This is a genomic window from Mycobacterium sp. Root135 (assembly GCF_001426545.1).
In the GTDB taxonomy this organism is placed as follows: domain Bacteria; phylum Actinomycetota; class Actinomycetes; order Mycobacteriales; family Mycobacteriaceae; genus Mycobacterium.
The window spans coordinates 347,282-372,267 of sequence record NZ_LMEZ01000007.1 but is presented as its reverse complement, the minus strand read 5'-3'; the positions used below and the strand labels follow the sequence as shown (position 1 = coordinate 372,267).

Genomic DNA, 24,986 nt, shown 5'->3' with positions numbered 1-24,986 from the left:
CTGGAAGGATGACGTTTCCAGACGACTCGACCGGGCCGGAAGCTGACTCCTCGAGTCGCGACAGGCTGTTGGATGCGGCGATAGAGATCGCGGGCCGCGAGGGATTGCGCGCCGTCACCTACCGGGCGGTGGCGGCCAAGGCGGGGGTGGCGCATGGATTGGTGCGCCATCACTTCGGCACGCGCGAGCAGATGCTGATCGAGGCCTTTCGGCGAGCGGCCAGTCAGGATTCCGACGACGTGAAGTTGGAGGCGGCGTCCATCGAGGAGTTCGCCTCGGGGTTCGTGTCGACCATGAACGCGACTGGTCCGCGACAGCTGCTCCAGTTCGACGAGACGACTCATGCCTTGCGCGGCAACCTGCCGGTGGACAACGTTCGCGGCCTCTACGTGCGATACATCACCCAAGTCAGCCAGACGTTGGCGAACGTCGGGGTGCAGGACGAGGACGGCTCGGTGGCCGGCTTCATATTCGCCACGTTAGACGGTCTCGTGTTGCAGCACATGATCTTTCGCGACGATGCAAGGACTGAACGGGTGTTGTTGCAGTTGCGTGACTGTCTCCGTCGACTGGCTCACTGACCCGGATGCTCTCGACGTAGCCGAACCGCGGCTGCGATGGTTGCCACCGACGCCAGTGCGAGGGCCGACGCCGCCACCGTCCAGGCCGCCGAGTAGCCCGCGCCGCCGATGACCCCACCGAGGACTGCCGGCCCGGCGACGCTGCCTGCGAAGAGGCCGCTCTGAACGACGCCGGTCACTCGCGCACTGCTCGTCGGCCAGGTGCGCACCAGGGCCAGATTTTGCAATCCCGTCCAGCCCCAACCGCATCCGAACGCGACGGCGAATCCCAGGAAGTAAGCCGGCGTCGAGCCGACGGCGAGTAGTCCGACACCGGCGACGCCGAGGATCTGAAGCGTTGCGATGTGGTGGAGCAGACGGTGCGGTTGGTGTTGGCCCCACCGCCAGGCGGCCGCGATCCGGCCGACGATGCAGCAGACGCTGCCCAGGATCTGACCCGTGGCGGCGGCGACGGGCGGGAGCCCGCCTGCCAGACCACTCGCGACACCGAAGACCGCCACCGCCGTGGTCGCCGCGGAGCCAAGGAAGGCGGCCACCAGCAGGAAGGCCAGTACGGATCGGTGCGAGCTCGCCGATGGGCTCGGTCCTGCCGACTTCCCAACACTTTCGCGCTCGTGACGGCGGGCAATCAGACACTGAGGCATCAGCGACAAGGCGAACAGCACCCAGAGGGCTCGGCGCCACAGGCCGACGTCGTCGAGGGCGGCGAGCAACAATCCCGCCAGCAGAGTGGCCGCCGGGATGGCCGACTGCACCATGCCGAACAGCAGGCCCTGCGACCGACCCGTGCCCGCCCCCGATAGAGTGCCGTTGGACGCCGGTTGAATGACGGCGTTCGCGAGCCCGATGGCCAAGAACGCCGCGTACAGATGCACCGAGGTGGTGGAGCACGCAGCGCCACCCACGCCGAGGCTGGTGAGTGCGCCGGCCAGTCTCAGTGAGCGTGGCGGGCCGATGCGTTGGGTGACACGACCGCCGAGCGGGCTTGCCGCGGCGGCGACGAGATACCCGAACGAGATGACGCCGGCGAGCGCCGGGATGCTCATTGCGAGATCGGCCCGGATGCCTGATCCCATGGTGCCCAACAGGAACGGGGGACTCGCGGTCGTGACCATCGAGAAGGTGGCCGCCAGGACGTCGAGCCGTTGATGGCGTCGGCGGTGGCCGTTCAACGAGGGGTTGATCCTGCCGGTGAGGGCTTCACGCCGAGTAGTTGGCGGTGAATTCGGTGTCGACGCCGACGGGGCCGAGCTTTTGGAATCCGCCCGGGTCACCCAGGGCTTCGGATCGGCCGGGTAGCGGTAGGGCGAAGAAGGCGACGGTGTCTTCCACGAATTCGGCAAGCGCCGGGTCCTTGCGCGCCTTGCGGTCGACGAAGACCGCGTCTACCGGGCATTCGACTTCGCAGGCACCGCAGTCGATGCACTCGCTGGGGTTGATGTAGCTCCGGCGTTCACCGATGTAGATGCAGTCGACCGGACAGACTTCGATGCACGACCGGTCGAGTTCGTCGATGCAGTTGGCTCCGATGACATAGGCCACGATGGTCTCCTTGAAAGTTGTTCGGGCTCAGGCGGCGTCGGTTGAATGGCCGGGAAACAGCACGAGGTCGGGATCGAGGTCGACGGCGACGTGATTCATCGCGATGGCGACCTCGCCGAATCCGACGGACATGAGCTTGACCTTCCCCGGGTAATCGGTGACGTCACCGGCTGCGTAGACGCGCGGGAGATTGGTCCGCCCGGCGCGGTCCACGGCAATCGACCGTCCACTGAGCTCGAGGCCCCACTCGCGTAGCGGACCGAGCTCGCTGATGAATCCGAGCGCGGCGATGACGTGGTCCGCCGCGATGACGGTTTCGTCGCCGTTCTTGGACTTCAGAGCCACTTTCTGCAGGGTGCCGCCGTCGAGATCTCCGATCAGACCGAGGATTTCGGTGTCGGTGTGGATGACGGCGTTTCCGGAGCGGACCCGCTCCAGGGTGGCGGCATGGCCTCGGAATGCGGCCCGACGGTGGACGACGGTGACCGACCGGGCGATGGAGGCCAACGCGTCGGCCCAGTCGAGTGCGGAGTCGCCGCCGCCGACGATCACGACGTCTTGGCCGGCGTGCCGGGACGGGTCGGTGACGAAGTAGGACAACCGGGTGCCCAGCCATTCGCCGCCGGTCTCGAGCGGCCTCGGGGTCGGGGTGCCGATCCCCGCGGTGACGACGACGGCGCCGGCACGCACGACTGTGCCGTCGTCGAGGGTCAACACCGGCGACCCCTCGTCATGGGTCAGGGTGACGGCCTGGCGGCCGAGGAGATAGGTCGGGTTGAAGGCGTCGGCTTGCTCGACGAGGTTGGCGACGAAGTCGCGGCCTCGGATGGAGGGCAACGCGGCGACGTCGCGAATCTGCTTTTCCGGATAGAGCGCCATGACCTGGCCGCCGGCTTGCGGCAGCGCGTCGACGACGACGGTCGACAAGCCACGGAATCCCGCGTAGTACGCGCCGTAGAGGCCGGTCGGACCTGCGCCGACGACGACGACGTCGGTCGTGACGACGGACGGTTGAGCAGTCACGAGGTCTCCTTGGTTGTTCGACGGTGGTGCCTTGGGACTGTAGGTGCGATGGCGCGGCCGATGTCGTGATCTGGATCGCTCAGCGGAATTAGTCGAAATCGCGATGCGCGCCGCATTTTCGAGCCAACCGGGGAAATTTCACTGGGCGGACCACGGTGATTGTGGTCGCAATGACGCGGTGGTGTGCTGGCGCAACTAGGTAGTGACGACACGTTGCCGATCGCTTCGAATTCACGACCGGATGAGCACTTGGAGAAGCAGACATGAGTGAGACGCTGGAGCCGCAGGCGGGGCCCACGACGCAGCGCCCGGCCGCAAAGGCGCCTGCCGCGGCCGCCGACGCCAAGACGCCGGCTCGACGTAAACGCGAGGGGAATCTGCCCGGTCGGCAGGACTGGTCGACGTGGCCGTTGTATCAGGCGGCGGGGGCTGGTTTTCGCGGCTACTGGTATCCCGTCGTCTTCTCGTCAAAGGTGGGCGAGCGACCCGTGCGGGTCAAGCTGTTGGGCGAGGACATCTTCGTCATTCGGGATCGCGGCGTGGTCCGCGGCATGGCCAATCGCTGCCCGCATCGTGGTGTGCCGTTGAGCTATGGCAACAAGCAGTTCCCCGGCACGATTTCTTGCGTCTACCACGGCTGGACCTTCGACCTGGAGTCCGGCGAGCTAAAGGCTGCCATCACCGACGGGCCGCAATCACCCATCTGCGGCAAGGTCACTCAGCCGACCTACCACGTCGAGGAGCGGCTCGGCATGGTGTGGGTCTTCGTCGGAGACGGCGAGGAGCCCCATCCGATCGACGAACAGTTGCCCGAGGAACTCGTCGGCAATGCCGCCGTCATCGGCTCCCGGATCATGCCTCGGGAAGGCAACTGGCGCTTCGCGTGTGAGAACGGCTACGACGAGGGGCACGCGAAGTATCTGCACCGCACCGCGCTGTGGCGCCTCTTCAAGGCGATGCCGGTGTGGAACACCACCAAGATCGTCAAGCGCGGCCGTTGGATCTATCGCGTTCAGCAGGAACAGTTTTGGGACGCGGATTTTCCCGGCCTCGGCAAGTGGACCGGCCTTGCCTGGTACAAGTCGAAGCCGCCCAAGACCACGACCAACATCGGCAACACGGGATCGCACCGCGAGGTGAACCCGGTGATCGCGGCTCAGGACTTCCCCGGCTTCGCCTCCGTCAGCATGCCGGGCGTCCTGCGCATCGCGTACCCCACCTTCATTCACTACGAGTTCTACGTACCGGTGGACGCCGACAACCACCTCTACGTCGGCGTCATGGCCGACTTCCAGAAGGGATGGAAGACCATCCCCTTCTACGTCAAGTATCTCGGTGCCGTGAGGTGGCTGTTCCACGGCCAGTTCTCGGGACAGGACAAGTGGATGGTCGAGGTCACCGACGCCCCGCCGGAGAAGCTGTACCGGCCAGACGACTCACTGCTGCAGTGGCGCAAGCTCGCCGAGAACACCACGGAGGACCGCATCGACGCCCTGGCCGAACAGGGCATCGACGTGCCCCGTCCCTCCTGATTCATCCACCGACAACCGTGTACGACACGAGGAGCGCAGCATGTCGATCGTGCTAGGCGTAGGGGCATCCCACTCCACGCTGATGAACACCCACTGGGACAAGGTGGTCAACACCGAACGGGCGCAGGCCTTTCGAGATGGCCTGGCCGTCGCTCGGGACCGCATCGAGCAGGCTCGGCCGGATGTCGTCGTGCTGGTGGGCTCCAACCACTTCCGGGGTTTCTGGCTGGACCTCATCCCGTCGTTCACGATAGGCGTCGGCGAGGTCGTCGCGGCGGGCGACGGTGGAACGCCCAAGGGGCCGCAGAAGACCAACCCGGCATACGCGCAGGCTCTGGCCCAGCAGTTGGTCGACGCCGGTACCGAGGTCGCCATTTCGGCTCGGCTGCAGATAGATCACGGTCAGTCGCATGCGATTCAATACCTGCTCGACGGCATCGACGTACCCGTAGTTCCGCTGGTGGTCAACGTCTTCGCCTCGCCATTGCCGACGATGCCACGAGTGGTGGAGTTGGGCGCCAACATTGCGCGGGCCACCGAGGTGATCGGTGACCAGCGGGTCGTCGTCGTGGCCTCGGGCGGGCTGTCCCATCAGCTGCCGTGGCCCAGCGACTGGACCGAACCCCAAGGCGACGACGAGGAATTCCTCGTCGAGGCCTGGCTCAACGGTCGCGGTGAGTGGGAGCGCTACGACAAGCGTCGCCGCGAAATCATCGTCGCCGCCCAGCCGACCATCTTCACGGACTTCGACGAGAAGTTCATTGCAGACCTGGAAAAGGGTGCGCTGCAACAGTATGCGCAGCTGACCTCCGAGCAGATCACCGAGCGTGCCGGCAACGGCGGCCAGGAGCTGCGCACGTGGTTGCTCATGGCGTCGGCTCTCGGGTTCGTCCCTGGTAAGACCCTCGCCTATTCACCGATGCCGGAGTGGCTCACGGGCATGGGTGTCGCCGTGATCGAGCCGACGACGGTCTGAGGAAGGAAACACACGATGACCATCGACATCGTCGAGCCCTTGCGGTCGCCGGCCGCGGGCACCCCGCCTGAGAGCCGATTCGCCACCGCTGACGGCGCCACCTACCACTACTACGACGTCGGAACCGGCCCCGACACCATCTTCTTGCACGGCGGTGGGCCAGGTTGCACCGCGTGGAGTGACTTCGGTCCGGTGGCACCACTTTTCGCCGTCGAACGGCGGTGTCTGCTCGTCGACATCCTGCAGTACGGGCAGTCCGAGAAGTGTCTGATCTCGGGTCCCATGTGGGACTTCCACGCTGCCAAGATGGTGGCGCTGATGGACGAACTCGGAGTTGAGCAGGCTGACTTCATCTGCAACTCGTGGGGCGGCACCATCGCGCTCAATCTGGCTGCGCGCTACCCGGATCGGGTGCGATCGCTGGTCGTCACGGGCAGCATGCCGGTCTTCTACGGTCCGTTGGCGCCGTTGCCGGAACGAGGGCATCGGGGACGCACCGCGCGTGACGTCTACTACGGGGGAGAGGGTCCAACGCGCGAGAAGATGCGCACCCTCATCACCCGCCTCGAGTGGTTCGACGCGGACCGTCTGCCCGAGGAAACGCTCGACATGCGGTACCAACAAAGCCTCGACACCGAGGAGCGTGCGCTCGCGGCGATGTCGGACTCACCGCGCGGCGAGTGGCAGGACCTCACCGAACAGTTGGGGCTGGTTGAGGCGCCGACCTTGTTCATCTGGGGGCGCGAGGACGCGTTCCTCACCCCGGACTACCCGATGATGCTGGCCCGAATGGTCAAGCGGGGCAATCTGCACGTGATGGACCACGTGTCGCATCACCTGCAGGAAGAACGCCCAGGCGCCTACCACGCCGTGGTCGACGGATTCCTGCGCACCGTCGACCATCGCTGATCACCCAGAAACAGGAATTGCCATGAAGATCTTCTACATCCTGATGTCCCTTAGCGCCGTCATCGGCGTGTTGCGTTATGTGAGCCACCGCCTCGCCACGCACCAGCGCGTCATCCCGAACCCGTTGGCCTACGTCAACACGCAGGTGCACCGCATCAATCAGTAACGACACACGTCGACGCCTACCGAGGAGATTCACCCATGACCAACGACATGACCCGCACCATCTGGACTGAGCTGGCCGGCTTGGACTTCAGCCTGTCCACCGTCGACGCCGGTGGCGTCCCGACCCGATCGCTACGGGCCGGCCACGGCGACGAGACGATCGTCTTCCTGCACGGGACCAGCGGCCATCTCGAGGCCTTCATCCGAAACATCAAGCCGCACGCCGAGCGTTACACCGTTCACGCCATCGACATGCTGGGGCACGGTTACACCGGGAAACCCGATTTCCCGTATGAGATTCCGCGCTACCGCGACCATCTGCTCGCCTACTTCGACGCCGTGGGCATAGACAAGGCGCACATCGGCGGTGAGTCGCTCGGCGGTTGGGTGGGTGGCCGGACCGCGATCGACAACCCGGAGCGGGTGGCATCCCTGCAGCTGCTCGCTGCGGGCGGCACCGTGGCGAATCCCGAAGTGATGGAACGCATCAGCACCAGCACCCGCAAGGCCGTCGAGACCGACGACGTGGAGTTGACCCGTCGTCGGATGCAGCTGTTGATGCACGATCCGGCCAACGCGACCGAGGAACTGGTCGCCGTCCGCCACGCGATCTACCATCAGCCCGACTTCGTCTCCAACATCGGCAATCTGTTGTCGCTGCAGAACCTCGAGACACGGCTGCGCAACATCCTCAAGCCCGAGGACTTGGCGCAGATCACGGTTCCCACCCTGGTGGTGTGGGGCCGCAACAACCCCTTCGGCGACGTCCCGGAAGCCACCGCCATGCATCAGAACATCGCGGGGTCCGAACTGGTGCTGTTCGACGACTGTGGACACTGGCCGCAGCACGAGCGTGCCGACGAGTACAACGAGATCAGCCTGGCCTTCCTCGAGAAGCACCCGGCGAAGTGACGACCACGATGCGCGCCGCCCGCATCCACGGTTGGGGCCTCGCCCCGGTCGTGGAGGACATCGCCGTTCCGACAGCGTCTTTGGGCGAGTCCCTGGTGCGGGTGGAGGCGGCAGCAGTTTCACACTTGGACGTGACGGTGGCAGGCGGAGACTTCGGCATCAAGCCGACGCTGCCGTACACCGGCGGAGTCGAAGGGTGCGGTGTGATCGTCGAGTCGGCGACCATGAGCCCTGGCACTCGGGTCGTCATTCGCGGCGGGGGCCTCGGGCTGGTGCGTGACGGCACCTGGGCGGAGTTCGTGACGGTCAAGGACAAGGTGCTCACCGAATTGCCGGCAGGGTTGTCGGCCGAGTTGGGAGCGTTGTTCTGGGTGCCCACCACCACGGCGCACACCGCGCTGGTCGACGTCGGACGGCTGGGTGCGTGGCTGCCCGACGTGTCCTCGGCGGCAGCGGAGCACGTGGTGGTCGCGGGTGCCGCGGGCGCCGTTGGCTCGATGGTGGCTCAGCTCGCGGTGCGTCTTGGTGCCACGGTCACGGCGCTCGTCGCCGATCAGGACCAGGCGGCACGTGTCGTCGACGGCGCGACGGTGGTGGTCGCCGGCGACGTCGGAAAGTTGGCCGAACTCGCGGAGACGCGTCCAGCCAGCCTGCTCGTCGACACCCTCGGCGGGGCGGATCTGATGACCAGATCGCGGTGGGTGCGACCCGGTGGGCGTGCCGTCTCGATCGGTTACGTCACGGGCAACGACGTGTCGATCGGGCTGTCCAATTGGCTTCTCGACGATGTTGCGTTGATACCCGTCAACATGATTCGACGCGAGAAGGACTCGCGCGCGCTGGTGCCCGAACTCGCCGCGTTGCTCGCCGCCGGTGACCTCGTGTTGGACTACGAGACGTTTCCGCTCTCGGAGACGGCGCGTGCTCTCGACCTGCTGCATGAGGGCAAGGTCCGCGGGCGCGCCGTTGTCCTTCCCGAGTAAGGCGACATGACCGAGCACCGGGACCTGGAAGCCGCGGTTGCGGTCGTTCTCGAACAGGTGACGGGTGAGCGCCTGCTGGCCGCAGCTCGTGGGATGGTCGACATCGCCAGCCCCACCGGCGCGGAACGTCCACTCGCCGAATGGGTTGCCTCCGAACTGGTCACCTCGGGACTCGACGCCGAGGTGCAGGGCATCGACGCGTGCCAGGCCAACGCCGTGGCGACGATATCGGGTGCCGACGGCCCGTCCCTTCTGCTCTACGCACCCGTCGACACGTTCACCACCGGGGACCCCGTTCTCGACATCCCGGGCGCGGCGCCACTCTGGCGACCGGACCTGGCCGCTCGAGCGGTGGTCCACGGCGACATCGTCGAGGGACTTGGCGCGGGTAACCCGAAGGGGCATGCCGCCGTCGTGATGGCGGTCCTGCAGGCGTTCCATGCCTCGGGCGTGACGCCGCCGGGCGACGTCGTCGGCGGATTCGGCGCCGGCGGGATGCCGAGCTTCGCCGTCGAGGGGGTAGGTAACCCCGGCCGGGCGAACACGGGTCATGGTGTGGGGGCGGCCTTTCTGCTGGAACGCGGCTACACCACCGATTACGCTGTCATCGCCAAGCCGGGGTGGACGGTTCTCCACGAGGAGGTCGGCCTTGTCTGGATCGACGTCACCGTCCACGGTCTGCACACTTACGCCGGAAGTCGGCACCGTTTGCCCTACAGCAATGCCGTGGCGTCGGCCGGCCGCGTCGCCGTGGCGTTGGAGAAGTGGCTCGACGACTATCCGCGGCGTCACCGATACGCGACCATGACCCCGCAGGGCATCGTGTCCTCGATCAACGGAGGAATCGAGCGGCTCGGTGCCGCCACACCGGCGACGGTGCGGCTGCGTCTGGACCTGCGGATCACGACCCAGCAGACGCCGGCATCGGTGCTCCGCGAGGTGCGCCACATGCTGGCCGGTGTGAGCGACGAACTGGGCGTCAGGGTCACCGCGCACCAGAGCGCGGCCGTGCCCGCCAGCCACACGCCGCCGGAGTCACCGGTTGTTCGCGCCGCCGTCAACGCCTTTGAGTCGGTCTCCGGGGGGCCGCACGTGCCGGTCCTAGACAACAGCGGCGCCACCGACGCCAACATCCTGCGGATGCGCGGGGTGCCCACCGCACGGGTCGGCATGCCCAAGGTGACGGCGCTGCCGGACGGTTCCGAGATCGACTTCACCAGGGGGATGAACCTCGTCGACCTGCGCGAGATGAGGCGATTGGCCGAGATCCTGATTCGTACGGTGTTCCTTCTGCCGGCCGAGCACCGTGGACGACGTGGATGACGTCGACCAGGCCGCGGGTTCGAACAGCGTGCTTGGCAAGGCCCGGTTGATCCTCGAGGCGTTCCAATTGGACGACGGCAGTCTTACCTTGACCGAATTGTCGAGGCGCACCGGAATTTCGAAGGCATCGGTCCATCGGCTGAATCAGGAGTTGCTCGACTGGGGGATGCTCGAGCGTTCGGGGCTGGAGTACCGGCTCGGCATGCGCGCGTTCGAACTCGGCAGCCGCGTCCCGCGGTTCCGTGTCCTGCGTGACGCCGTCCGGCCGTACATGGAAAGCCTGCATCACCGAACGAGGGAGACGGTCCACCTGGCCGTCCTCGACGGCCTCGACGTTCTCTATCTGGAGAAGGTGGCAGGCGGTCCGCGGGCGGCGCGGCCGTCACGGATCGCCGGTCGGCTGCCGCTGCACTCGACGGCGACGGGGAAGGTGTTGTTGGCCTTCAGCCCGGCGACTCTGGTGCAGAGTCTCTTCGTCGTGGACCACTCGAGCGTGTCACTCCGATGACGGTCGTCATGCCGGGAATGTTGGTCACCCAACTACGCAAAGCTCGGAGTGACGGTTACGCCACCGAGCGGGAGGAGACGACCGCGGGCTACTGCTCGGTTGCCGTCCCAATCTTCGGAGCGAGCGGACTGTTGCTGGCCGCCGTGTCGCTGACGACGGCCGCGGCGGGGTCGAATCCGGCCGAGCACGCAGAGCTGCTCAAATCGGTCAGCCACAAGGTATCTGCCGCCGGCACGGTCAACTAGGCGCAGTCAACTAGACGCCGGTCAGCGGCCCTCGAATCGAGGGGCCCGCTTGTCGAGGAAGGCCTGGATTCCTTCGGAGGCGTCCCGAAGACCGATGTTGGCCAGGACGTGCACTTCTTCGACGGCCATCGCGTCGTCGATCGGCAGGCCCCATCCTCGATCGATCGCAGACTTGACCAATCCGATGGTGGCGGTGGGACCGTCGGCAAGACGGCGGGCTTCACGGGTCACCACCTCGTCGAAGTCGTCGCCGGCGACGACGTCGACGAGTCCTTCGCGCAACGCCTCGTCGGCGGTGAATCGCGTCGCGTCGACGATGAGCCGCTTCGCGCGGTGCGGTCCGATCAGCCTGGGCAGGCGCTGGGACCCACCTGCGCCGGGGAAGATGCCAAGGCCGGTTTCCGGGAAGCCAAAGGTGGCCTCGGCGTGCAGGATTCGTAGATCGCAGGCCAGGGCAAGTTCGGCGCCTCCACCCAGCGCATGTCCGTTCAGTGCGGCGATGACGGGTTTGGGCGCCAGCTCGAGGAGACGTTGCACGACGACCCACCGGCGCATTGCACGATAGGTGTCGGGATCGAGGTTGCGCATCACCTTGAGATTCGCCCCGCCGACGAAGATTCGATCTTTGCCGCGAATCACGATGCAGCGCACCGACGGATCGTCGAGGACCGTCGGCAGATGTTCGATCAGGGACTCGATGAGCTCGGGGTCGACGATGTTGACGCGACCATGGTCGAGGACGACGGTCGTGACGGCCGCGTCACGTTCGAAGCGGAAGCCGATCGGTTCGGTGCTCATGACAGGACTCCTTCGTCGTGCAGGTCGGCGAGTTCGGCGGGCGTGAGACCGAGGAGTTCGGTGAGGAGTTCGTCGGTGTGCTGCCCCAGGAGCGGAGCGGGGTTCCAGAGGCCGCCCGGCGTGTCCGTGAGGTGGGCCACTAGGCCTTCGTGGGCGACCGGCCCGACGAGTGGATGGTCGAGGTCGACGTAGAAGCCGCGGGCGCGCAGCTGGGGGTCGATCTCGACCAAGTCTCGACCGTCCCGGACGGCATGCGCGGGAACTCCGGCGTCTTGCAGGAGCCCGGCCAGTGCGTCGGCGTCGGACTGCGCCGCGAGGTGTGCGATCGCCTCGAGTGGGTCGGGATGCACGCCGGCGACACCCAGGACGTCGACGGCCGCGCGGAGGGCCTCGGTCGTCGTGTCCCCGATGGCCAGCCATCGGTCGTCGCCGCGGGTGCGGACGACACGCGCGCCGGTGGCGCTCGACGGCTCGTCGGAAAGCTGGGCCTCGAGAAGCGCGGTGCCCAGATGTGATGCCATCGCCTCCAATTGGGACAGGTCGACGTGACCGCCTTCACCGCGGTACAGCAGCTCCAGCGCACCGATCACGGCGGCATTGGCGGCGACCATGTCACCGAGTCCGAAGGTGAGCCCCTGCGGGTCGCGGTCGTCGCGGGCGGTCGCCGCGGTCAGTCCCGACATGGCGGCGAGGGTGTCGGCAAAGGTAACGGCGTCGCGCCACGGCCCCGACTGGCCGACGCCTGCCATGGACACCAGGATGACGTCCGGATTGAGCTCACGCAGATTCGGGAAGTCGAGGCCCCACTTGGCGAGTACGCCGGGGCTGAAGTTCTCGACCACGACGTCGACGGTGGGCACCAACCGGCGCAGAATGTCCTTGCCGGCTTCGGTGCGCAGATTGAGCGCCACGCTCCGCTTGTTGCGGTTGAAGTTGAGGAAGTAGCCGCTTTCGTCGACGCCAGCCCCGGGGCGCAGTCGCATGCCGGGCGAGAAGCGGGTGGGGTCCTTTCGGTGCTGCGACTCGACCTTGACGATGTCGGCGCCGTGTTCGGCCAACGTCTTCGTGACGTAGGGGCCGGCGAGCACCCAGGTGAGGTCGAGGACCCGGATCCCGTCGAGGGCGCCGCCCCGCCCGCGCGGGGATGCCGACGCGATCGCTCGTTGAGGCACTGTGCGTGAGTGGGTGTTCCTGGGCCAGACCCCCGCCGCGGACACCGGGCGTGGCTCCTCGAGCCGAAGTGGTCTGCGCAAAGCCGGTGATTCCCAGCCGAATCCGACGTCGCGCAGGTCGCCCTCGTGACCCACGTCGACGAAGAATCGCCGGTCGAGTAGCTGCGGGTTCTCCAACAGGGCCCGTGGGGTGTCGACCCTCGCCCAGGGCAGGGCCCTCCGGCGGGCTTCTTCGGCGAAGGCCTGCGAAGACCGGCGAGCCGCGAATCGCGCCACCACGGCGTCGACGTGTGCCCTTTCGCCCCATCGGATTTCGGGGTCCTGCCACCGTGCGTCGGCGAGATCTTCGGCCTCGTCCTCGGCGACCATCCAGGCCAGGAGGTCGTCCCACATGCGGGGGCTGCCGGAGTACCCGCCGGCGAGGAACCCGTCGGCTGCTCGGAAGACCTGGTGTGCGACATGGCCGTAGACCCCGGAATTCCGCTCCGGAATCTGTTTGCCGTGTATCCAGGCGATGGCACCGACCTCGAGAGTGGCGGCCACGGCCTCTTGCGCCGACACCTCGACGAGTTGGCCGGTCCCCGTGCGCTGGCGCGCGATCAGTGCGAGCATTGCGCCAATTGCGCCGTGCGTGCCCGCGAGCTGGAGGCCCTGTTCGCGTGGCGGCGGTTCGGGCGCACGTCCCGGATCGCCGCACAGCCACGCCATGCCGCCGGCTGCGGTGAGGACGGTGTCGTCGGCGGTCCATTCGCGATGGGGCCCTGACAAGCCGAACGGGGTGATCACGGTGTGGATCGTCGAGGCCCAGGCCCGTGGGTGCGCTTGGCGGGAGGCCAAGGTACGAAGGCGCGACACCGGCCCGGACTCGAGGACGACGTCGGCCCGGGCGGCGAGATCCGCCAAAGCCGCGTCGTACGAATCATCGTCGGTCAGCGTGAGAAGCCGTTTTCCGGCATGCCAGTGCAGTCGGTCGGCGTCGCGGGTGGACTCGTCCGGTGCCGTGACGCGCACGACGTCCGCGTCGAGGCCGACGAAGATCCGGGCGGCTTGATGGCCGAGCCGGTCGGTGAGGTCGAGGACGTGTAGTCGTCGGTCTGTCATGCGATCTCCTCGGTGGCGTGGCAGGTCTCGGCGTCCCAGGCTCCGGGAGGGAGGCCACGATCGCGCAGGGAGCGCCGGTCGATCTTCATGCTGGCCGTCCGGGGCACCGTCGACTCGACACTGATGTAACGCGGAACGGCGTGGCGAGACAGCTTGTCGGCACAGTGATTTCGCAGGGCTTCCGGCGAGAGGTCGCTTCCCTCGTGCGGGACCACGACGAGCAGTACTTCGTCCTCGGTCAGCTCTGACGGCACGCCGATCGCCGCGACGTCCCCGACGTCGGGGTGGGCCGAAGCGACCCACTCCACGTGTTCGGCGTCGACCGTGAGGCCGCGGCGCCGAATGGTGTCGGTCATGCGGCCGTCGTAGTACAGCCATCCCTCGGAGAGTCGAGCTCGGTCGCCGGTGACGAACCAGTCGCCGTGCCAAGCCGCGCGGGTGGTCTCCGGTTCGCCGACGTAGTGGCTGAACGTCAGATTGGGTTGCAGCGGGCGGACTTCCAGTGAACCGGTCGCTCCATCGGCCACAGGTAGGCCGTCCTCGCCGATGATCCGGGCCGCGTACTCGGGGACCACCTGTCCCGCTGCACCGGGGAGGACCTGGGCTCCGGTGGTGGCGACGTCGCCGAGTTCGGTGCAGGCGTACGCCTGGCGCAATTCGACGCCGAAACGCTGCGACATCGCGGTCCACATCCACGCTGGCGCGGGACCGCCGTACGCACGCCGAACTCGGTGGTCGCGGTCGCGGTCCGCAGGTGGTTGGCGTAACAGGATCGCGCACACGGCTCCCATGAAGTTGAAGGCCGTGACTTGTTCTTGAGAGGCGGTCTGCCAGAATCGGCGCGCCGAGAAATCGTCGACCACCAGTCGGGCCCCGGACATCACGGCCGGGAGGAACGCCGCGTGACGGGCGTTGACGTGTTGCCACGGAAACACGTTCAGCAGGACGTCGTAGGCGTCGTACTCCATGGCGCGCAGCACACGGGCGGCCTGGCCGAGTCCCACGCCGTTGGACAGAAGCGCACCCTTGGGACGGCCACCCGTTCCCGAGGTGACCATGATGGCAGCGGCGTCGCCTGCCGACGAACGGTGACGCAACGGCCGCGGGCCCGCCAACTCGTCGACGGTGGGCAGGCCTTGCCACGAGCCGTCCACGGTGACGGCGGGCCTCGACGGATGCCCGCCCAGGCGAGCAAGATGGGGTTCGGTGTTGAGCCGGGTCGGCGTCGCGACGCAGAGCACACAGTCGGCGGCCGCGGCGAGTCGGCCGGCGACGTCGCGGTCCAAGCCCGTCGGCAGCGGTAGTTCGACGGCCCCCAGCCATGACAGGGCCGTCGTGGTCGCGGCCGCGGTGGGGCCGGAGGGGATTGCGGTCGCGACGACCTCGCCGGGTGCGACGAGGGACTTGAGCGCGCTGGCCACGTCGACGGCGCGTTCGAGTAGCGCCCCTGCGCTGATCCCTAATTCTCCTACGCGGCGGATGATTTCGCCGTCAGCGTCGGTGTTGGCGCGCTGCTCGACCGCCTCGGCCCAGGAGGACGGAGTCGTCACGCCGATTGTGACTGCTTCTCGGCGACGAGGGTGAGGGCGATGTCGATGATCATGTCCTCTTGCCCTCCGACGAGGTGCCGACGACCGCACTCCATCAAGAGGTCGCGCACGTCGACGCCATGGGCGTGCGACGCGGCCTCGGCATGGCGCAGAAAGCTCGAGTACACGCCGGCGTAGCCGAGCGTCAGCGTTTCGCGGTCGACACGGACCGGCCGGTCCTGAAGTGGTCTGACGATGTCGTCGGCGGCATCTTGCAGCCGGAACAGATCACTGCCGTGCTGCAGGTTGGTCAGGTTGGCGGCAGCGATGAAGGCCTCGATGGGGCAGTTGCCTGCTCCGGCACCGTGGCCGGCCAGGGACGCGTCGACGCGGAAGGCGCCGTTCTCCACGGCAACAAGGGAATTGGCCACCGACAGGGAGAGGTTCTCGTGGGCGTGAATACCGATCTGGGTGTCGGCGTCGAGCACGTCGCGGTAGGCGCAAACCCGGGCGGCGACGTCGCCCATGGTCAGGCGGCCACCGGAGTCGGTGACGTAGACGCAGTGAGCGCCGTATGACTCCATGAGCTTGGCCTGGCGCGCGAGCTCGGCCGGCTCGGCCATGTGAGACAGCATGAGGAAGCCGGCTACGTCCATTCCGATCTCCCGCGCGGCCGCGATGTGCTGAGCGGAGATGTCGGCCTCGGTGCAGTGGGTGGCGACGCGGACTGATCGAACCCCAAGGGAGTAGGCATGTTTGAGGTCGTGGATGGTTCCGACGCCCGGCAGCAGCAGGGTGGTCAGGGTGGCACGCTTGATGACCGAGGCGGCGGCTTCGAGCCATTCCCAGTCGGTGTGCGAACCAGGTCCGTAGTTGACCGAGGAGCCCGCCAGGCCGTCGCCATGTGCGACCTCGATCGCATCGACGCCCGCCTCGTCGAGGGCGACGACGATTCGCTTGACGTCGATCGGGGACAGCCGATGGCGAACGGCGTGCATGCCGTCGCGCAGTGTGACGTCCTGGACGTAGATCGGGGTGCTCATCGGAGGGCCAACTTTCGTGCTGCGAGTCGCTCGGCGACCTGGATGCCGGCCGAGGTCATGATGTCGAGGTTTCCTGCGAAGGCCGGGAGGTAGTCGGCGGCGCCCTCGACTTCGAGGAATACCGAAACCTGGTGGGTGGGGCGCGGACTCGAGGGGTCCGCGAGCAGCGTCTCGACGGGCTGGTCGACGGGTATTTCGGTGACCTGTACTTCTTGTTTGAGTCGATAGCCGGGAACGTAGGCCGCAACGTCGGCCACCATCGCCCGGACGGATTCCCGGATCCGCTCGGCGAGGTCGTCGCCGCCGTCGGAGGTGACGAGCGCAAAGACGGTGTCGCGCATCATCAACGGCGGTTCGGCGGGGTTGAGGACGATGATGGCCTTGCCGCGGACGGCTCCGCCGACGGCCTCGATGGCAGCCGAGGTGGTTTCGGTGAACTCGTCGATGTTCGCGCGGGTACCGGGGCCGGCGGAGCGTGAGGCGATGGAGGCGACGATCTCGGCGTATTCGACTGGGACGACGCGGCGGATCGCCGCGACGACCGGGATGGTGGCCTGACCGCCGCAGGTGACCATGTTGACGTTGCGTGCGTCGAGGTGGAGGTCGAGGTTGACCGCGGGTATGACGTAGGGGCCGATGGCCGCCGGTGTCAGGTCGATCAGGGTCTTGCCGAACGGCTTGAGACGGGCGGCGTTGGCCAGGTGAGCCTTGGCGGAGGTGGCGTCGAAGACCACCTCGATCTCGTTGAAGCCCTCGAGGGCGATCAGCCCCTCGACACCTTCGTGGGTGACGGGGACGCCACGGGAGCGCGCGCGGGCAAGGCCGTCGGAGTCGGGATCGATGCCGACCATGGCCCCCATCTCGAGGCTGGGGGATCGCATGACCTTGATCATCAGGTCGGTGCCGATGTTTCCTGAGCCGATGATGGCGACTCTTGGCGCGTTTCGCATGGTTACCTCACTTGCAGACCTCGGTGCTGGTGCTGTCGGTGACAGACTCACACCCTCACAGGTGCCGCATGCAAGGCGCAGGATTCGGTTCCGTTGAGCGATACCGGATTACGCGAACCGCCGTGTGTCCATCGGCGCCGAGGCGCTCATCACGAGCCGGGTGTGCTGACGGGTGATGCTTCCCGAGGCGAGTCGCAGCGCGTTCACGAGAGCGGAATCGGCGGTGTGGTCGACGGGAACGGTGAGCGACAGGGCGGCGATCACGCCGTCGCCAGAGTCGTAGATCGGAACGGCGAAGCTCTTGAAGCCGAGCAGCGCCTCCTCGCGTTCGGTGGCGACGCGAAGTGCCCGGATCGACTCCATTTCCCGCCGCAGTGAGGCCAGGTCGGGCGCGCTGTGCGGGGTGAGTCGCTGCCAGGTGTCGCCGACCAGGTGCTCCAACAGCTGATCGCTGTTTGGCGCCAACGCCAGGAGGAGCTTGCCCGAGGCGGTGCAGGTGAGGGGGAGGCGCCCGCCCACCCGCGACAGCGCGTGCACGCTACGGGTGCCGCCGAGTTTCTCGAGGTAGCAGGTGCGGGTGCCTTCCAGCACGGCCAGGTGAGCGGTGCCCCTGGTCGACGTGACGAGGTCGACCAGGACCGGCCTGCCGACTCTGCGCAGCAGTGAGGCGCTACCGGCGCGCTGGCTCAGGGCGAAGACGCTGAAGCCGATTCGGTATTCCTGTCCGATTCGCTCGAGCATCCCGAGTCCCACAAGCTCCTGGGCGAGCCGATATACCGACGGCTTGGGCACTCCGCTGCGCTGACACAGGTCGACGAGACGCAACGTCTCGTTGTCGCCGTCGAAGGCCGAAAGGATCGAGAACGCCTTGCCGAGGACGGAGTTCGGGGTGGTGGTGACGGAGACGTCGTCGTCTAGTTCAAATGGGTGGGCCAGCACGCTCATTTTTGTCTCCTGGAGTTCAACGTAACCGGTGTGTCCCCTGTCACAACACATGATTATCCAAATGGATAGCACTTGTCCAGTGGGGGGACATTACGAAACGGAGTGTTTACATTCCGACGGCGCCAGCGGTGAGTTCGCTGACCGGAACGCCGATCCTGGCCGGGGGTCGCTCGCTGGCAGATTGAGGCTGTCCGCGCGCCCGCATGGCGTTCGGTGACACGAACCCGAGGGAAGATCATGCACACCACGCAACTGTTAATCGCCAACGAGTGGGTCGACGCTGCTAACGGCGCCACCAGCGAGACCGTCAACCCGGCAAACAACCAGGTCATCGGGGTCTTTGCCGATGCAGGTGTTGCCGACGTCGATGCCGCCGTGGCGTCGGCACGCAGCGGATTCGAGTCCGACGCCTGGCGCGGGATGACACCCGATGAGCGTGGGCGTCTGCTCTGGCGCATCGCCGACCTGCTGGATCGGGACGCCGAGGAGATCGCGGCGCTGGAGACCCTCGACCAGGGTCAGCCCACCTTCATGAGCACCGGTGTGAACCTGCCGCTGGCGGCGCAGGTCTTCCGCTACTACGCCGGCTACGCGACCAAGATCGACGGCAGGGTCGCGCCGGTGTCGATCCCGGGCAACCTGAGCTATCAGCGCCGCGTCCCGCTTGGCGTGTGCGCGCTGATCACGCCGTGGAACTTCCCGCTGGCCATCGCGGCATGGAAGCTGGCGCCCGCCCTGGCTACCGGCAACTCGGTGGTCCTCAAACCCGCCGAGCAAACGCCGCTGTCCACGGTCCGGTTGGTGGCGCTGTGCCGTGAAGCTGGTGTTCCTGCCGGCGTCGTCAACGTCCTGACCGGCGGACCCGAGGTCGGCAAGGCACTCGTCGCGCACCGCGGGGTCGACAAGGTCTCCTTCACGGGCTCGACCGAGGTGGGTCAGCACATCGTCCGGGCGTCGGCGGACAACCTCAAGCGGGTGGCCCTCGAGCTCGGCGGAAAGGCGCCCAGCATCGTGTGCGCGGACGCCGACATCGATGCGGCGGTGGCCGGCAACCTGCAGGGTGCGGTGTTCAACACCGGCCAAGCGTGCGGCGCGTACACCAGGTTCTTCGTGCACCGCTCACGCGTGGACGAGTTCACCTCGAAGATTGCGGCAGCGGCCGATGCCCTTCCGATCGGGCCGGGCCAGGATCCCGCCACGATCATCGGCCCGTTGGTATCCCAGGAGCACCTCGACCGCGTGCACGGCTACGTCGAGTCGGGACGTTCGCAAGGTGCCGACTTGGTCACCGGAGGCACCCGCGTCGATGGGGACTTGGCTGACGGATTCTTCTATCGCCCAACGGTATTCAGCGGTGTACGGGACGACATGACCATCGCCAGGGAGGAAATCTTCGGGCCGGTCCTCTCCGTCATGGCCTATGACGACGAGGACGAGGTCGTGGCGCGCGCCAACGACACCGACTTCGGCCTCGTCGCCGTCCTGTGGACCAAGGATCTGTCGACCGCACACAAGCTCCCCCCTCGGCTGCACTTCGGCACCGTCTTCGTCAACCAGCTTCCGCTGATCGACCCGGCATCGCCGTGGGGCGGTTTCGGGATGAGCGGATGGGGTCGCGAATTCGGCGAGTACTCGATCGACTCGTTCACCGAGACGCAGACGACGTTCCTAAACCTGGGCTAGACGCGGTGTGCCGGAGGCGCCGCGGTTGGCATGCAACCGCGGCGACCGCCAGCACCCCGGCGACGGCGCCGATGGCAGCGCCCGGAGACGTCGCGTCCGCGAGCGGACCAATGCACAGTGCGGTCACCGGGCGCGCGCCGACGAAGCTCAGCAACCAGAACGCCATGATGCGTCCCCGGAGATTGTCCGGAATCCGCTCTTGTACCAAGGATGTCGCTGCCGTCAGCGTCATTACGAAACCGGCACCGACGAGGGTGAAGCCGCCAAGTGCGGCCGCCACCGTGGGCAGTGCCGCCGTGATGCCTAGTCCGACGACCATGACGACGAGACCCGCCGTCGTGGCCCACTCCTGGGATGTGCGCCGGACGACGACACCCAGCATCATCAAGCCGATCGCGGAACCGACACCGAACGCGATGCTCAGTGTGCCCACCAAATAGGCACCGCCGTGAAGTTCGTTGGCAAGCGCGGGTGCGGTTGTCAAGGTCGGCTCCGCTCCGATCCCTGACGCCATCACTGCGAAGAGCGCAAAGAGCAGGGGCCGACGGTGATGCAGGTAGGACAGGGCGTGCCTGATGGAGGAGTCGTCGTCCTTGCCGGCGGCCGCCCCACGCGGGATCCGAACCACGACGAGTATCACTGTGAACACCGCGTGGCAGACCATGGCAACCAGAAACGCTGCTGCAGCGCCCCATTGGGCAGCAAGGAGGGCGCCCGCGCCGGGGCCCATGATGCGGGCCATCGTCAAAGGCGCGGTATTCATGGCGATGGCGGTCGGCAGTTCGCACGGCCGGACCAGGCGAGGGATGACGGCTTGTTGCGAGGGACCGCCCACCGCAAAGCCGATGCCGACTGCCGCGGTGCCGACGACGAGCGGCGTCGCCGTGCCCCAGCCGCCGTCGCCCCAAAAGATCATCGCCACAGCACAGATGGCCGACCCGAGAGTGCAGAGCACTCGGCCGCTGATGAGCTGAAATCGCTCCCAACCGCGGTCGGACCAGCTGCCGCTCCACGGCGTCAGAAGTTGGGGAGCGAACTGAGCCGTGGCGACCAGGGCCACGGCCGAGGTGGATCCGGTCGCGGCGAAGATCGCGATGGCCGCGGTCACACCGTGAATCCAAATTCCGTTCGAGGACACGAACTTCCCCCAGAAGATGCTCCCGAACCTGCGATCGATCAACAGGTCCCGCATCCGCCGAGGCGGGTCTTCGTCCATTCGCCGCGTCGTGCTCACCTGATGGGTTTGTAGTCGAGTGCGAATGGGGCCGCAACTGTCATGGTCCGCTGACCGGGCCATGGCAGCGGTCGTGGGCACATGCTGGTGGTGCGGCGACTCAGCGGCGACGTGGCCCCCACGAAGAGCTCGTCGGCGGCTATCTTGGGTGCAACCCGAATGCGGATCGAGGTGCCCGTGCCGTTGTTACTGAGATTGCTACGCAAGAGAATTGGTGACTTCCCCTATCCGCATCAGATAGCCGGACTGTTGGACAACCCGCTGCGGCGGGCGCTGGAGAATCCGTCGGCCAGCATCGATGCGATCGGTCTCAACGGTGGCGAAAGCGTCGTGGAGATCGGACCGGGGCCGGGGTTCTTCAGCGTCGAGATCGCTCGACGGCTCACCACCGGACGGCTGGTTCTCTTCGACATCCAACCCGAGATGTTGGACAAGGCGCGCAGGAAGCTCGACGGTGCCGGACACAAGAACGTGGATTATCACGCGGGGAGTGCGGACGCCGAACTTCCCTTTGCCGACGGTCAATTCGACGCCGCCTTCCTGGCAGAGGTCATCGGTGAGGTGCCCGACAAGGACGCGTGCCTTCGGTCGCTGGCGCGGATCGTCAAGCCCGGGGGAGTGCTGGTGTTCCACGAGTCGTTCCCCGATCCGGATCGGTTGACTCTGCCCGAATTGCGCGCGCTGGCCGAACCGCACGGATTCGAACTGGCCATTGCGCGTGGGAGTCGGTGGAAGGACGTCGTCGTCTTTCGCAAACCCGTTGCGGTGCTGCGATAGTCGTCGGCTGGGCCGCACTCTCAGCGTCAGCGTGCGCCCCACTCAGCGCAGGAAGTCGGCCACCAGTCCTACGAAGGTGGCGGGGTCGTCGTCGTGCACGTAGTGACCGGCGCCGGGGACCTCGGCCCAGCGCAACAGCGGCTGACGTCGGACCATGTCGGCGCAGATGCTCTCCGGCAGGAAGTCGGACTGCCCCCCGCGAACGACCAGCGTCGGGCACCGGAGCGATTCCACGCACTCCCACAGGTCGACCGATCCGGCCGGGTCGCCGCTGAGCCGGGCCGCGGCGATGCCCGCCATGTCGAGTTTCCAACCCCACCGTCCGTCGCCGAGTTCGCGAACGGTGTGGGCGATGCGGGAGGCGAGCGCGTCGTCGCCGATGGCCGGTCGGATGCCGCGCCAGTAGGCGTGCACTGCCTCCAGTGACTCGAAGTCGCTTGGGGTCGAGGTCATCTCGCGGATCACCCGGTCGGCCCCCGCCGTCGCGGTCGACGATCCGGGCCCGATGTCCTCGACGACGAGCTTGCTGACCCGGTCGGGATGGCGGGCCGCGTAGGCATACCCGACCGAGCCGCCCATCGAGTGCCCGACGACGGCGAACCGGTCGAGGCCGAGGTGGTCGACGAGGGCCTCCACGTCGGAGACGTAGGCGTTGGTGAAGTAGTCCCGCCCGGGATCCCAATCGCTGTCGCCGCGGCCGCGGAAGTCCGGCGCGACGACCAGATGGTCGCCCGCCAGCGCGGTCGCGACGGTGCCCCAGGTGTGGGCGTAGCTGCGCAGTCCGTGCAGGGCCAGCACCGGGGGACGAGTGCTGTCACCCCACACGAGGTGCCGCTGGTGCAGGCCGTTGAGGAGGACGGTGGTGCTGACCGGTGACCCCACGACGTCAGTGCAGGCCGTCGTCGCCGCGGACGTCGGCGACGTCGAGCCCACCGAGACGGGCGTGCAGTCGGCCGCGTGAGGAGAACGCGAAGGCGACGACCACCTCGTCGGCGCGCGGTGCGTCACCGTAACTGACCGACACCGTGTCGTAGTGCGACCGGACGTACAGCGCATCCTTGTGTGCCAGTGGGATGTCGACGGTGGCTCCGGGGCCGGCGACCTTGCCGGTGGACGGCACCCACGACTTGCCGCCGCCGATGGCTTGGCGCACGGGGTCGGCGAATGTCTGCGTCAGGAAGGCGTTTCCGTGCTCGTATTCGCCACCGATGCCGACCATGGCCGCCTTGCCGTAGCTCTGGACGCCTGCCGTTCCGGCGGCCTCCCTGGCCCGGCGCCCGAACTCGCGGCCCAACTCCTCTGAGCCGTCGACGATGTCGCCGAGGTCGGCGCTGAAGCGATTGGCGTAGGGGTTGTGGATCGCCGCCGAAATGACGAACTTGCGCACCGGTGCGCCGTCGGGGAGCTGCCCTGTCTCGTTGGCGAGGGTTTCCTCGACGTGCAGGAACCACTTGCGGATGTGATAGGCGCCGAAATTGTCACTGGGCATGGTCATGAATCCTTGGAAGTCGGTGGCTAATGGTCGTAGAGGGGTTCGAGATCGATGGGCGTGCTTGGCGCGTTGTGCTCGCCAAGCACGCGTTGCCCCTCGGCGTCGTCGGTGATGGTCTCGGAGAAGAACTCGAATCGGTTGCCGTCCGGATCCTCGAAGTACAGGCCGATTCCGACGCGATGGTCGGTGGTCTTGACCACCTCCACCCCCTTGGACAGCAGCATCGCGTACAGCCGCCGCAGCTCGTCGACGTCTCCTTGGATCTCGAGGCCGTAGTGCTGCATGCCAAGGCCGCCTTGGTGAGCACCCTCCTCAGCACGGATCAGCGCCAGGTCGTGGTGCTTGCGGCCGAACGAGAGGAACACCCACTGCGGTCCGCGCGCGGTGATCTTCATGTTCAGCACGTCGGCGAACCACTGCCCGGAGGCTTCCGGGTCTCGGACGTACAGCGAGAGATGGGTGCGCACGACGACGGGCGTGGCGGTGGACGTTGGAACGGTTTCGGTCATGGTGACTCCGCTTCGGGTTCGACTTAGTGGTGAACTGCAGGCGGGTCGGCGGCCACGGCCGGCGTCCACGCCACGTCGGTGATCTCGGGGAAGTCTCGCCACTCCTTGGTGAAGCTGCGGCCTCCGTCGGTGGACCGGAACAGGTTGCCGTACTTGGTGCCTGCGAAGACGAGGTCTGGATCGGAGGAGTGCTGGCCGAAGCCCCACACCGTCGAGGTCGCCGGGACGTCGAGGGTGGCCTCGGTCCAGGTCTGGGTGAGGTCGTCGGATCGGAAGATCCGAGTCGTCGTGCCCGGGGTTCCGTCACCGATTCCCAGCAGCAGCGAGTTGGTGCCAGGAATGCGTGCGACCAGACGGGTGTAGTAGATGCCCCAGGTCGACTTGGTGCCGGTGCGCTTCCACGTCAGGCCGTCGTCCTGACTGACGAAGAAGGCGTTGACGACGACGACGACGATCGTCTTCGGCGGGCCGTCGAGGACCACGATGCAGTGCACGTCGGAGTGGGTGACGCCGTCGGGCAGGGTGTCCTCCGCACCGTCGAGACGTTCCCAGTCGTCGCCGCGGTCGCGGCTGCGCCACAAGCCGCCCTCCTCGACGCCGAACCACACCGACTTGCCGTCGACGTGGTCGTAGGTGATGGTCAGGATTCGTGGCTTGCTGACCCCGGCGCACTTCTCGGGAAGTTCGGGGGAGAGCCGGTCCCAGGTGACACCGGCGTCACCGGTGCGGTACATGACGGCCCGCGACGGTGCTCCGGTGCCGACGGTGATGGAATCCGGATCGTGGGGGTCGACGGCGATCGCCCAGACCTGCTGGTCGTTGAACGGCGAATCGACTCGCGTCCAATGTGTTCCGGCGTCGTCGCTGCGGCCGAGGCCGACTTCGGCGCCGGCGTAGACGACGTTCGGCTGCTCGGGGTGCACGGCCAACGTGCGCACGGTGGAGTCGAATTCGAGGCCCTGGTCGAGGGGAATGCGACTCCAGGTGGCGCCGTCGTCGTTGCTGCGTAGCACGCCCTGTCCGGCGGTTGCTACGAGAATGGTGCCCAACATGT

The 24,986-nt window shown here is 67.0% G+C and carries 26 protein-coding genes; 12 read left to right on the top strand and 14 right to left on the bottom strand.

Annotated elements, in window-relative coordinates; all coding sequences use genetic code 11:
- Nucleotides 1-8 precede the first annotated feature (8 nt).
- Nucleotides 9-581, top strand: a complete 573-nt coding sequence (locus tag ASD37_RS22005) for a TetR/AcrR family transcriptional regulator (RefSeq protein WP_056556448.1) — start codon at nt 9-11, stop codon at nt 579-581.
- Here ASD37_RS22005 and ASD37_RS22000 read toward each other — a convergent pair.
- Genes ASD37_RS22000 through ASD37_RS21990 form a run of 3 tightly spaced genes read right to left on the bottom strand, consistent with a single transcriptional unit; the run spans nt 575 to nt 3,146 of the window.
- On the bottom strand, nt 575-1,753 hold the full coding sequence (locus ASD37_RS22000) for an MFS transporter (RefSeq protein ID WP_056556445.1): 1,179 nt from the start codon (nt 1,751-1,753) through the stop codon (nt 575-577). The two genes, ASD37_RS22005 and ASD37_RS22000, sit on opposite strands and share 7 nt — an antisense overlap.
- Before the next feature lie 28 nt (nt 1,754-1,781).
- Nucleotides 1,782-2,123: a ferredoxin family protein gene (locus ASD37_RS21995; RefSeq protein ID WP_056556442.1), complete on the bottom strand. Its 342-nt coding sequence runs from the start codon at nt 2,121-2,123 to the stop codon at nt 1,782-1,784.
- A 27-nt stretch (nt 2,124-2,150) separates the two neighbouring features.
- Entirely contained in the window at nt 2,151-3,146 is a 996-nt protein-coding gene (locus ASD37_RS21990; protein ID WP_056556441.1) for an NAD(P)/FAD-dependent oxidoreductase, read from the bottom strand.
- Between the two features lie 263 nt (nt 3,147-3,409).
- Here ASD37_RS21990 and ASD37_RS21985 point away from each other — a divergent pair, with 263 nt between their 5' ends.
- The 9 genes from ASD37_RS21985 to ASD37_RS32760 are packed head-to-tail and all read left to right on the top strand — an operon-like array spanning nt 3,410 to nt 10,699.
- A complete protein-coding gene (locus ASD37_RS21985; RefSeq protein ID WP_056556438.1) occupies nt 3,410-4,678 on the top strand; it encodes a Rieske 2Fe-2S domain-containing protein in 1,269 nt (422 codons plus the stop codon).
- Nucleotides 4,679-4,718: 40 nt separating this feature from the next.
- Nucleotides 4,719-5,654 (top strand): catechol 1,2-dioxygenase, encoded by a 936-nt coding sequence (locus ASD37_RS21980; protein ID WP_056556435.1) that lies wholly within the window; start codon nt 4,719-4,721, stop codon nt 5,652-5,654.
- A gap of 15 nt (nt 5,655-5,669) precedes the next feature.
- Nucleotides 5,670-6,563 (top strand): alpha/beta fold hydrolase, encoded by an 894-nt coding sequence (locus ASD37_RS21975; RefSeq protein WP_056556432.1) that lies wholly within the window; start codon nt 5,670-5,672, stop codon nt 6,561-6,563.
- A 22-nt stretch (nt 6,564-6,585) separates the two neighbouring features.
- Nucleotides 6,586-6,729, top strand: a complete 144-nt coding sequence (locus ASD37_RS31625) for a hypothetical protein (RefSeq protein WP_156721024.1) — start codon at nt 6,586-6,588, stop codon at nt 6,727-6,729.
- Nucleotides 6,730-6,764: 35 nt separating this feature from the next.
- The gene (locus tag ASD37_RS21970; protein ID WP_235568502.1) at nt 6,765-7,640 is read left to right on the top strand and encodes an alpha/beta fold hydrolase; all 876 of its coding nucleotides are present in this window, start codon (nt 6,765-6,767) and stop codon (nt 7,638-7,640) included.
- Nucleotides 7,637-8,623: a zinc-binding dehydrogenase gene (locus ASD37_RS21965; protein ID WP_235568501.1), complete on the top strand. Its 987-nt coding sequence runs from the start codon at nt 7,637-7,639 to the stop codon at nt 8,621-8,623. The genes ASD37_RS21970 and ASD37_RS21965 overlap by 4 nt, the downstream gene beginning before the upstream one ends.
- A 6-nt stretch (nt 8,624-8,629) precedes the next feature.
- On the top strand, nt 8,630-9,946 hold the full coding sequence (locus ASD37_RS21960; RefSeq protein WP_056556429.1) for a M20 family metallopeptidase: 1,317 nt from the start codon (nt 8,630-8,632) through the stop codon (nt 9,944-9,946).
- A complete protein-coding gene (locus tag ASD37_RS32765) occupies nt 9,939-10,454 on the top strand; it encodes an IclR family transcriptional regulator (protein WP_162253302.1) in 516 nt (171 codons plus the stop codon). The genes ASD37_RS21960 and ASD37_RS32765 overlap by 8 nt, the downstream gene beginning before the upstream one ends.
- A complete protein-coding gene (locus tag ASD37_RS32760) occupies nt 10,451-10,699 on the top strand; it encodes an IclR family transcriptional regulator C-terminal domain-containing protein (RefSeq protein ID WP_156721022.1) in 249 nt (82 codons plus the stop codon). Before ASD37_RS32765 ends, ASD37_RS32760 begins: the two co-directional genes overlap by 4 nt.
- A 21-nt stretch (nt 10,700-10,720) precedes the next feature.
- Here ASD37_RS32760 and ASD37_RS21950 read toward each other — a convergent pair whose 3' ends face one another.
- The 6 genes from ASD37_RS21950 to ASD37_RS21925 all read right to left on the bottom strand — a co-directional run bounded on the left by ASD37_RS21950 (nt 10,721) and on the right by ASD37_RS21925 (nt 18,237).
- Entirely contained in the window at nt 10,721-11,497 is a 777-nt protein-coding gene (locus ASD37_RS21950) for an enoyl-CoA hydratase/isomerase family protein (protein ID WP_056556426.1), read from the bottom strand.
- Nucleotides 11,494-13,770, bottom strand: a complete 2,277-nt coding sequence (locus tag ASD37_RS21945) for a CoA transferase (protein ID WP_056556423.1) — start codon at nt 13,768-13,770, stop codon at nt 11,494-11,496. Before ASD37_RS21945 ends, ASD37_RS21950 begins: the two co-directional genes overlap by 4 nt.
- Nucleotides 13,767-15,320 (bottom strand): AMP-binding protein, encoded by a 1,554-nt coding sequence (locus tag ASD37_RS21940; protein WP_056556421.1) that lies wholly within the window; start codon nt 15,318-15,320, stop codon nt 13,767-13,769. The genes ASD37_RS21945 and ASD37_RS21940 overlap by 4 nt, the downstream gene beginning before the upstream one ends.
- Nucleotides 15,317-16,342 (bottom strand): 4-hydroxy-2-oxovalerate aldolase, encoded by a 1,026-nt coding sequence (gene dmpG / locus ASD37_RS21935; RefSeq protein ID WP_056556418.1) that lies wholly within the window; start codon nt 16,340-16,342, stop codon nt 15,317-15,319. The genes ASD37_RS21940 and dmpG overlap by 4 nt, the downstream gene beginning before the upstream one ends.
- A complete protein-coding gene (locus ASD37_RS21930; RefSeq protein ID WP_056556414.1) occupies nt 16,339-17,292 on the bottom strand; it encodes an acetaldehyde dehydrogenase (acetylating) in 954 nt (317 codons plus the stop codon). Before ASD37_RS21930 ends, dmpG begins: the two co-directional genes overlap by 4 nt.
- A 108-nt stretch (nt 17,293-17,400) precedes the next feature.
- Entirely contained in the window at nt 17,401-18,237 is an 837-nt protein-coding gene (locus tag ASD37_RS21925) for an IclR family transcriptional regulator (RefSeq protein ID WP_056556411.1), read from the bottom strand.
- Nucleotides 18,238-18,474: 237 nt separating this feature from the next.
- Between ASD37_RS21925 and ASD37_RS21920 the strand changes: the two genes are divergently transcribed.
- Entirely contained in the window at nt 18,475-19,920 is a 1,446-nt protein-coding gene (locus tag ASD37_RS21920) for an aldehyde dehydrogenase (RefSeq protein WP_056556409.1), read from the top strand.
- On the opposite strand, the gene ASD37_RS21915 is transcribed toward ASD37_RS21920, so the two are convergent.
- Nucleotides 19,883-21,154: an MFS transporter gene (locus tag ASD37_RS21915; RefSeq protein WP_162253301.1), complete on the bottom strand. Its 1,272-nt coding sequence runs from the start codon at nt 21,152-21,154 to the stop codon at nt 19,883-19,885. The genes ASD37_RS21920 and ASD37_RS21915 overlap by 38 nt on opposite strands.
- A 183-nt stretch (nt 21,155-21,337) precedes the next feature.
- On the opposite strand from ASD37_RS21915, the gene ASD37_RS21910 reads away from it, so the two are divergent.
- On the top strand, nt 21,338-21,931 hold the full coding sequence (locus ASD37_RS21910) for a class I SAM-dependent methyltransferase (protein ID WP_370073085.1): 594 nt from the start codon (nt 21,338-21,340) through the stop codon (nt 21,929-21,931).
- 42 nt (nt 21,932-21,973) lie between these two features.
- Here the strand turns inward: ASD37_RS21910 and ASD37_RS21905 are convergent, their stop codons facing one another.
- The 4 genes from ASD37_RS21905 to ASD37_RS21890 are packed head-to-tail and all read right to left on the bottom strand — an operon-like array spanning nt 21,974 to nt 24,984.
- Nucleotides 21,974-22,813, bottom strand: coding sequence for an alpha/beta fold hydrolase (locus ASD37_RS21905; protein ID WP_056557491.1), 840 nt, complete (start codon nt 22,811-22,813; stop codon nt 21,974-21,976).
- Between the two features lie 4 nt (nt 22,814-22,817).
- Nucleotides 22,818-23,420, bottom strand: coding sequence for an amino acid synthesis family protein (locus ASD37_RS21900; RefSeq protein WP_056557489.1), 603 nt, complete (start codon nt 23,418-23,420; stop codon nt 22,818-22,820).
- 26 nt (nt 23,421-23,446) lie between these two features.
- Complete coding sequence (locus ASD37_RS21895) at nt 23,447-23,932, bottom strand: VOC family protein (protein WP_056556402.1); 486 nt, start codon at nt 23,930-23,932, stop codon at nt 23,447-23,449.
- 23 nt (nt 23,933-23,955) lie between these two features.
- The gene (locus tag ASD37_RS21890; RefSeq protein ID WP_056556399.1) at nt 23,956-24,984 is read right to left on the bottom strand and encodes a glycosyl hydrolase; all 1,029 of its coding nucleotides are present in this window, start codon (nt 24,982-24,984) and stop codon (nt 23,956-23,958) included.
- Nucleotides 24,985-24,986: the final 2 nt, after the last annotated feature.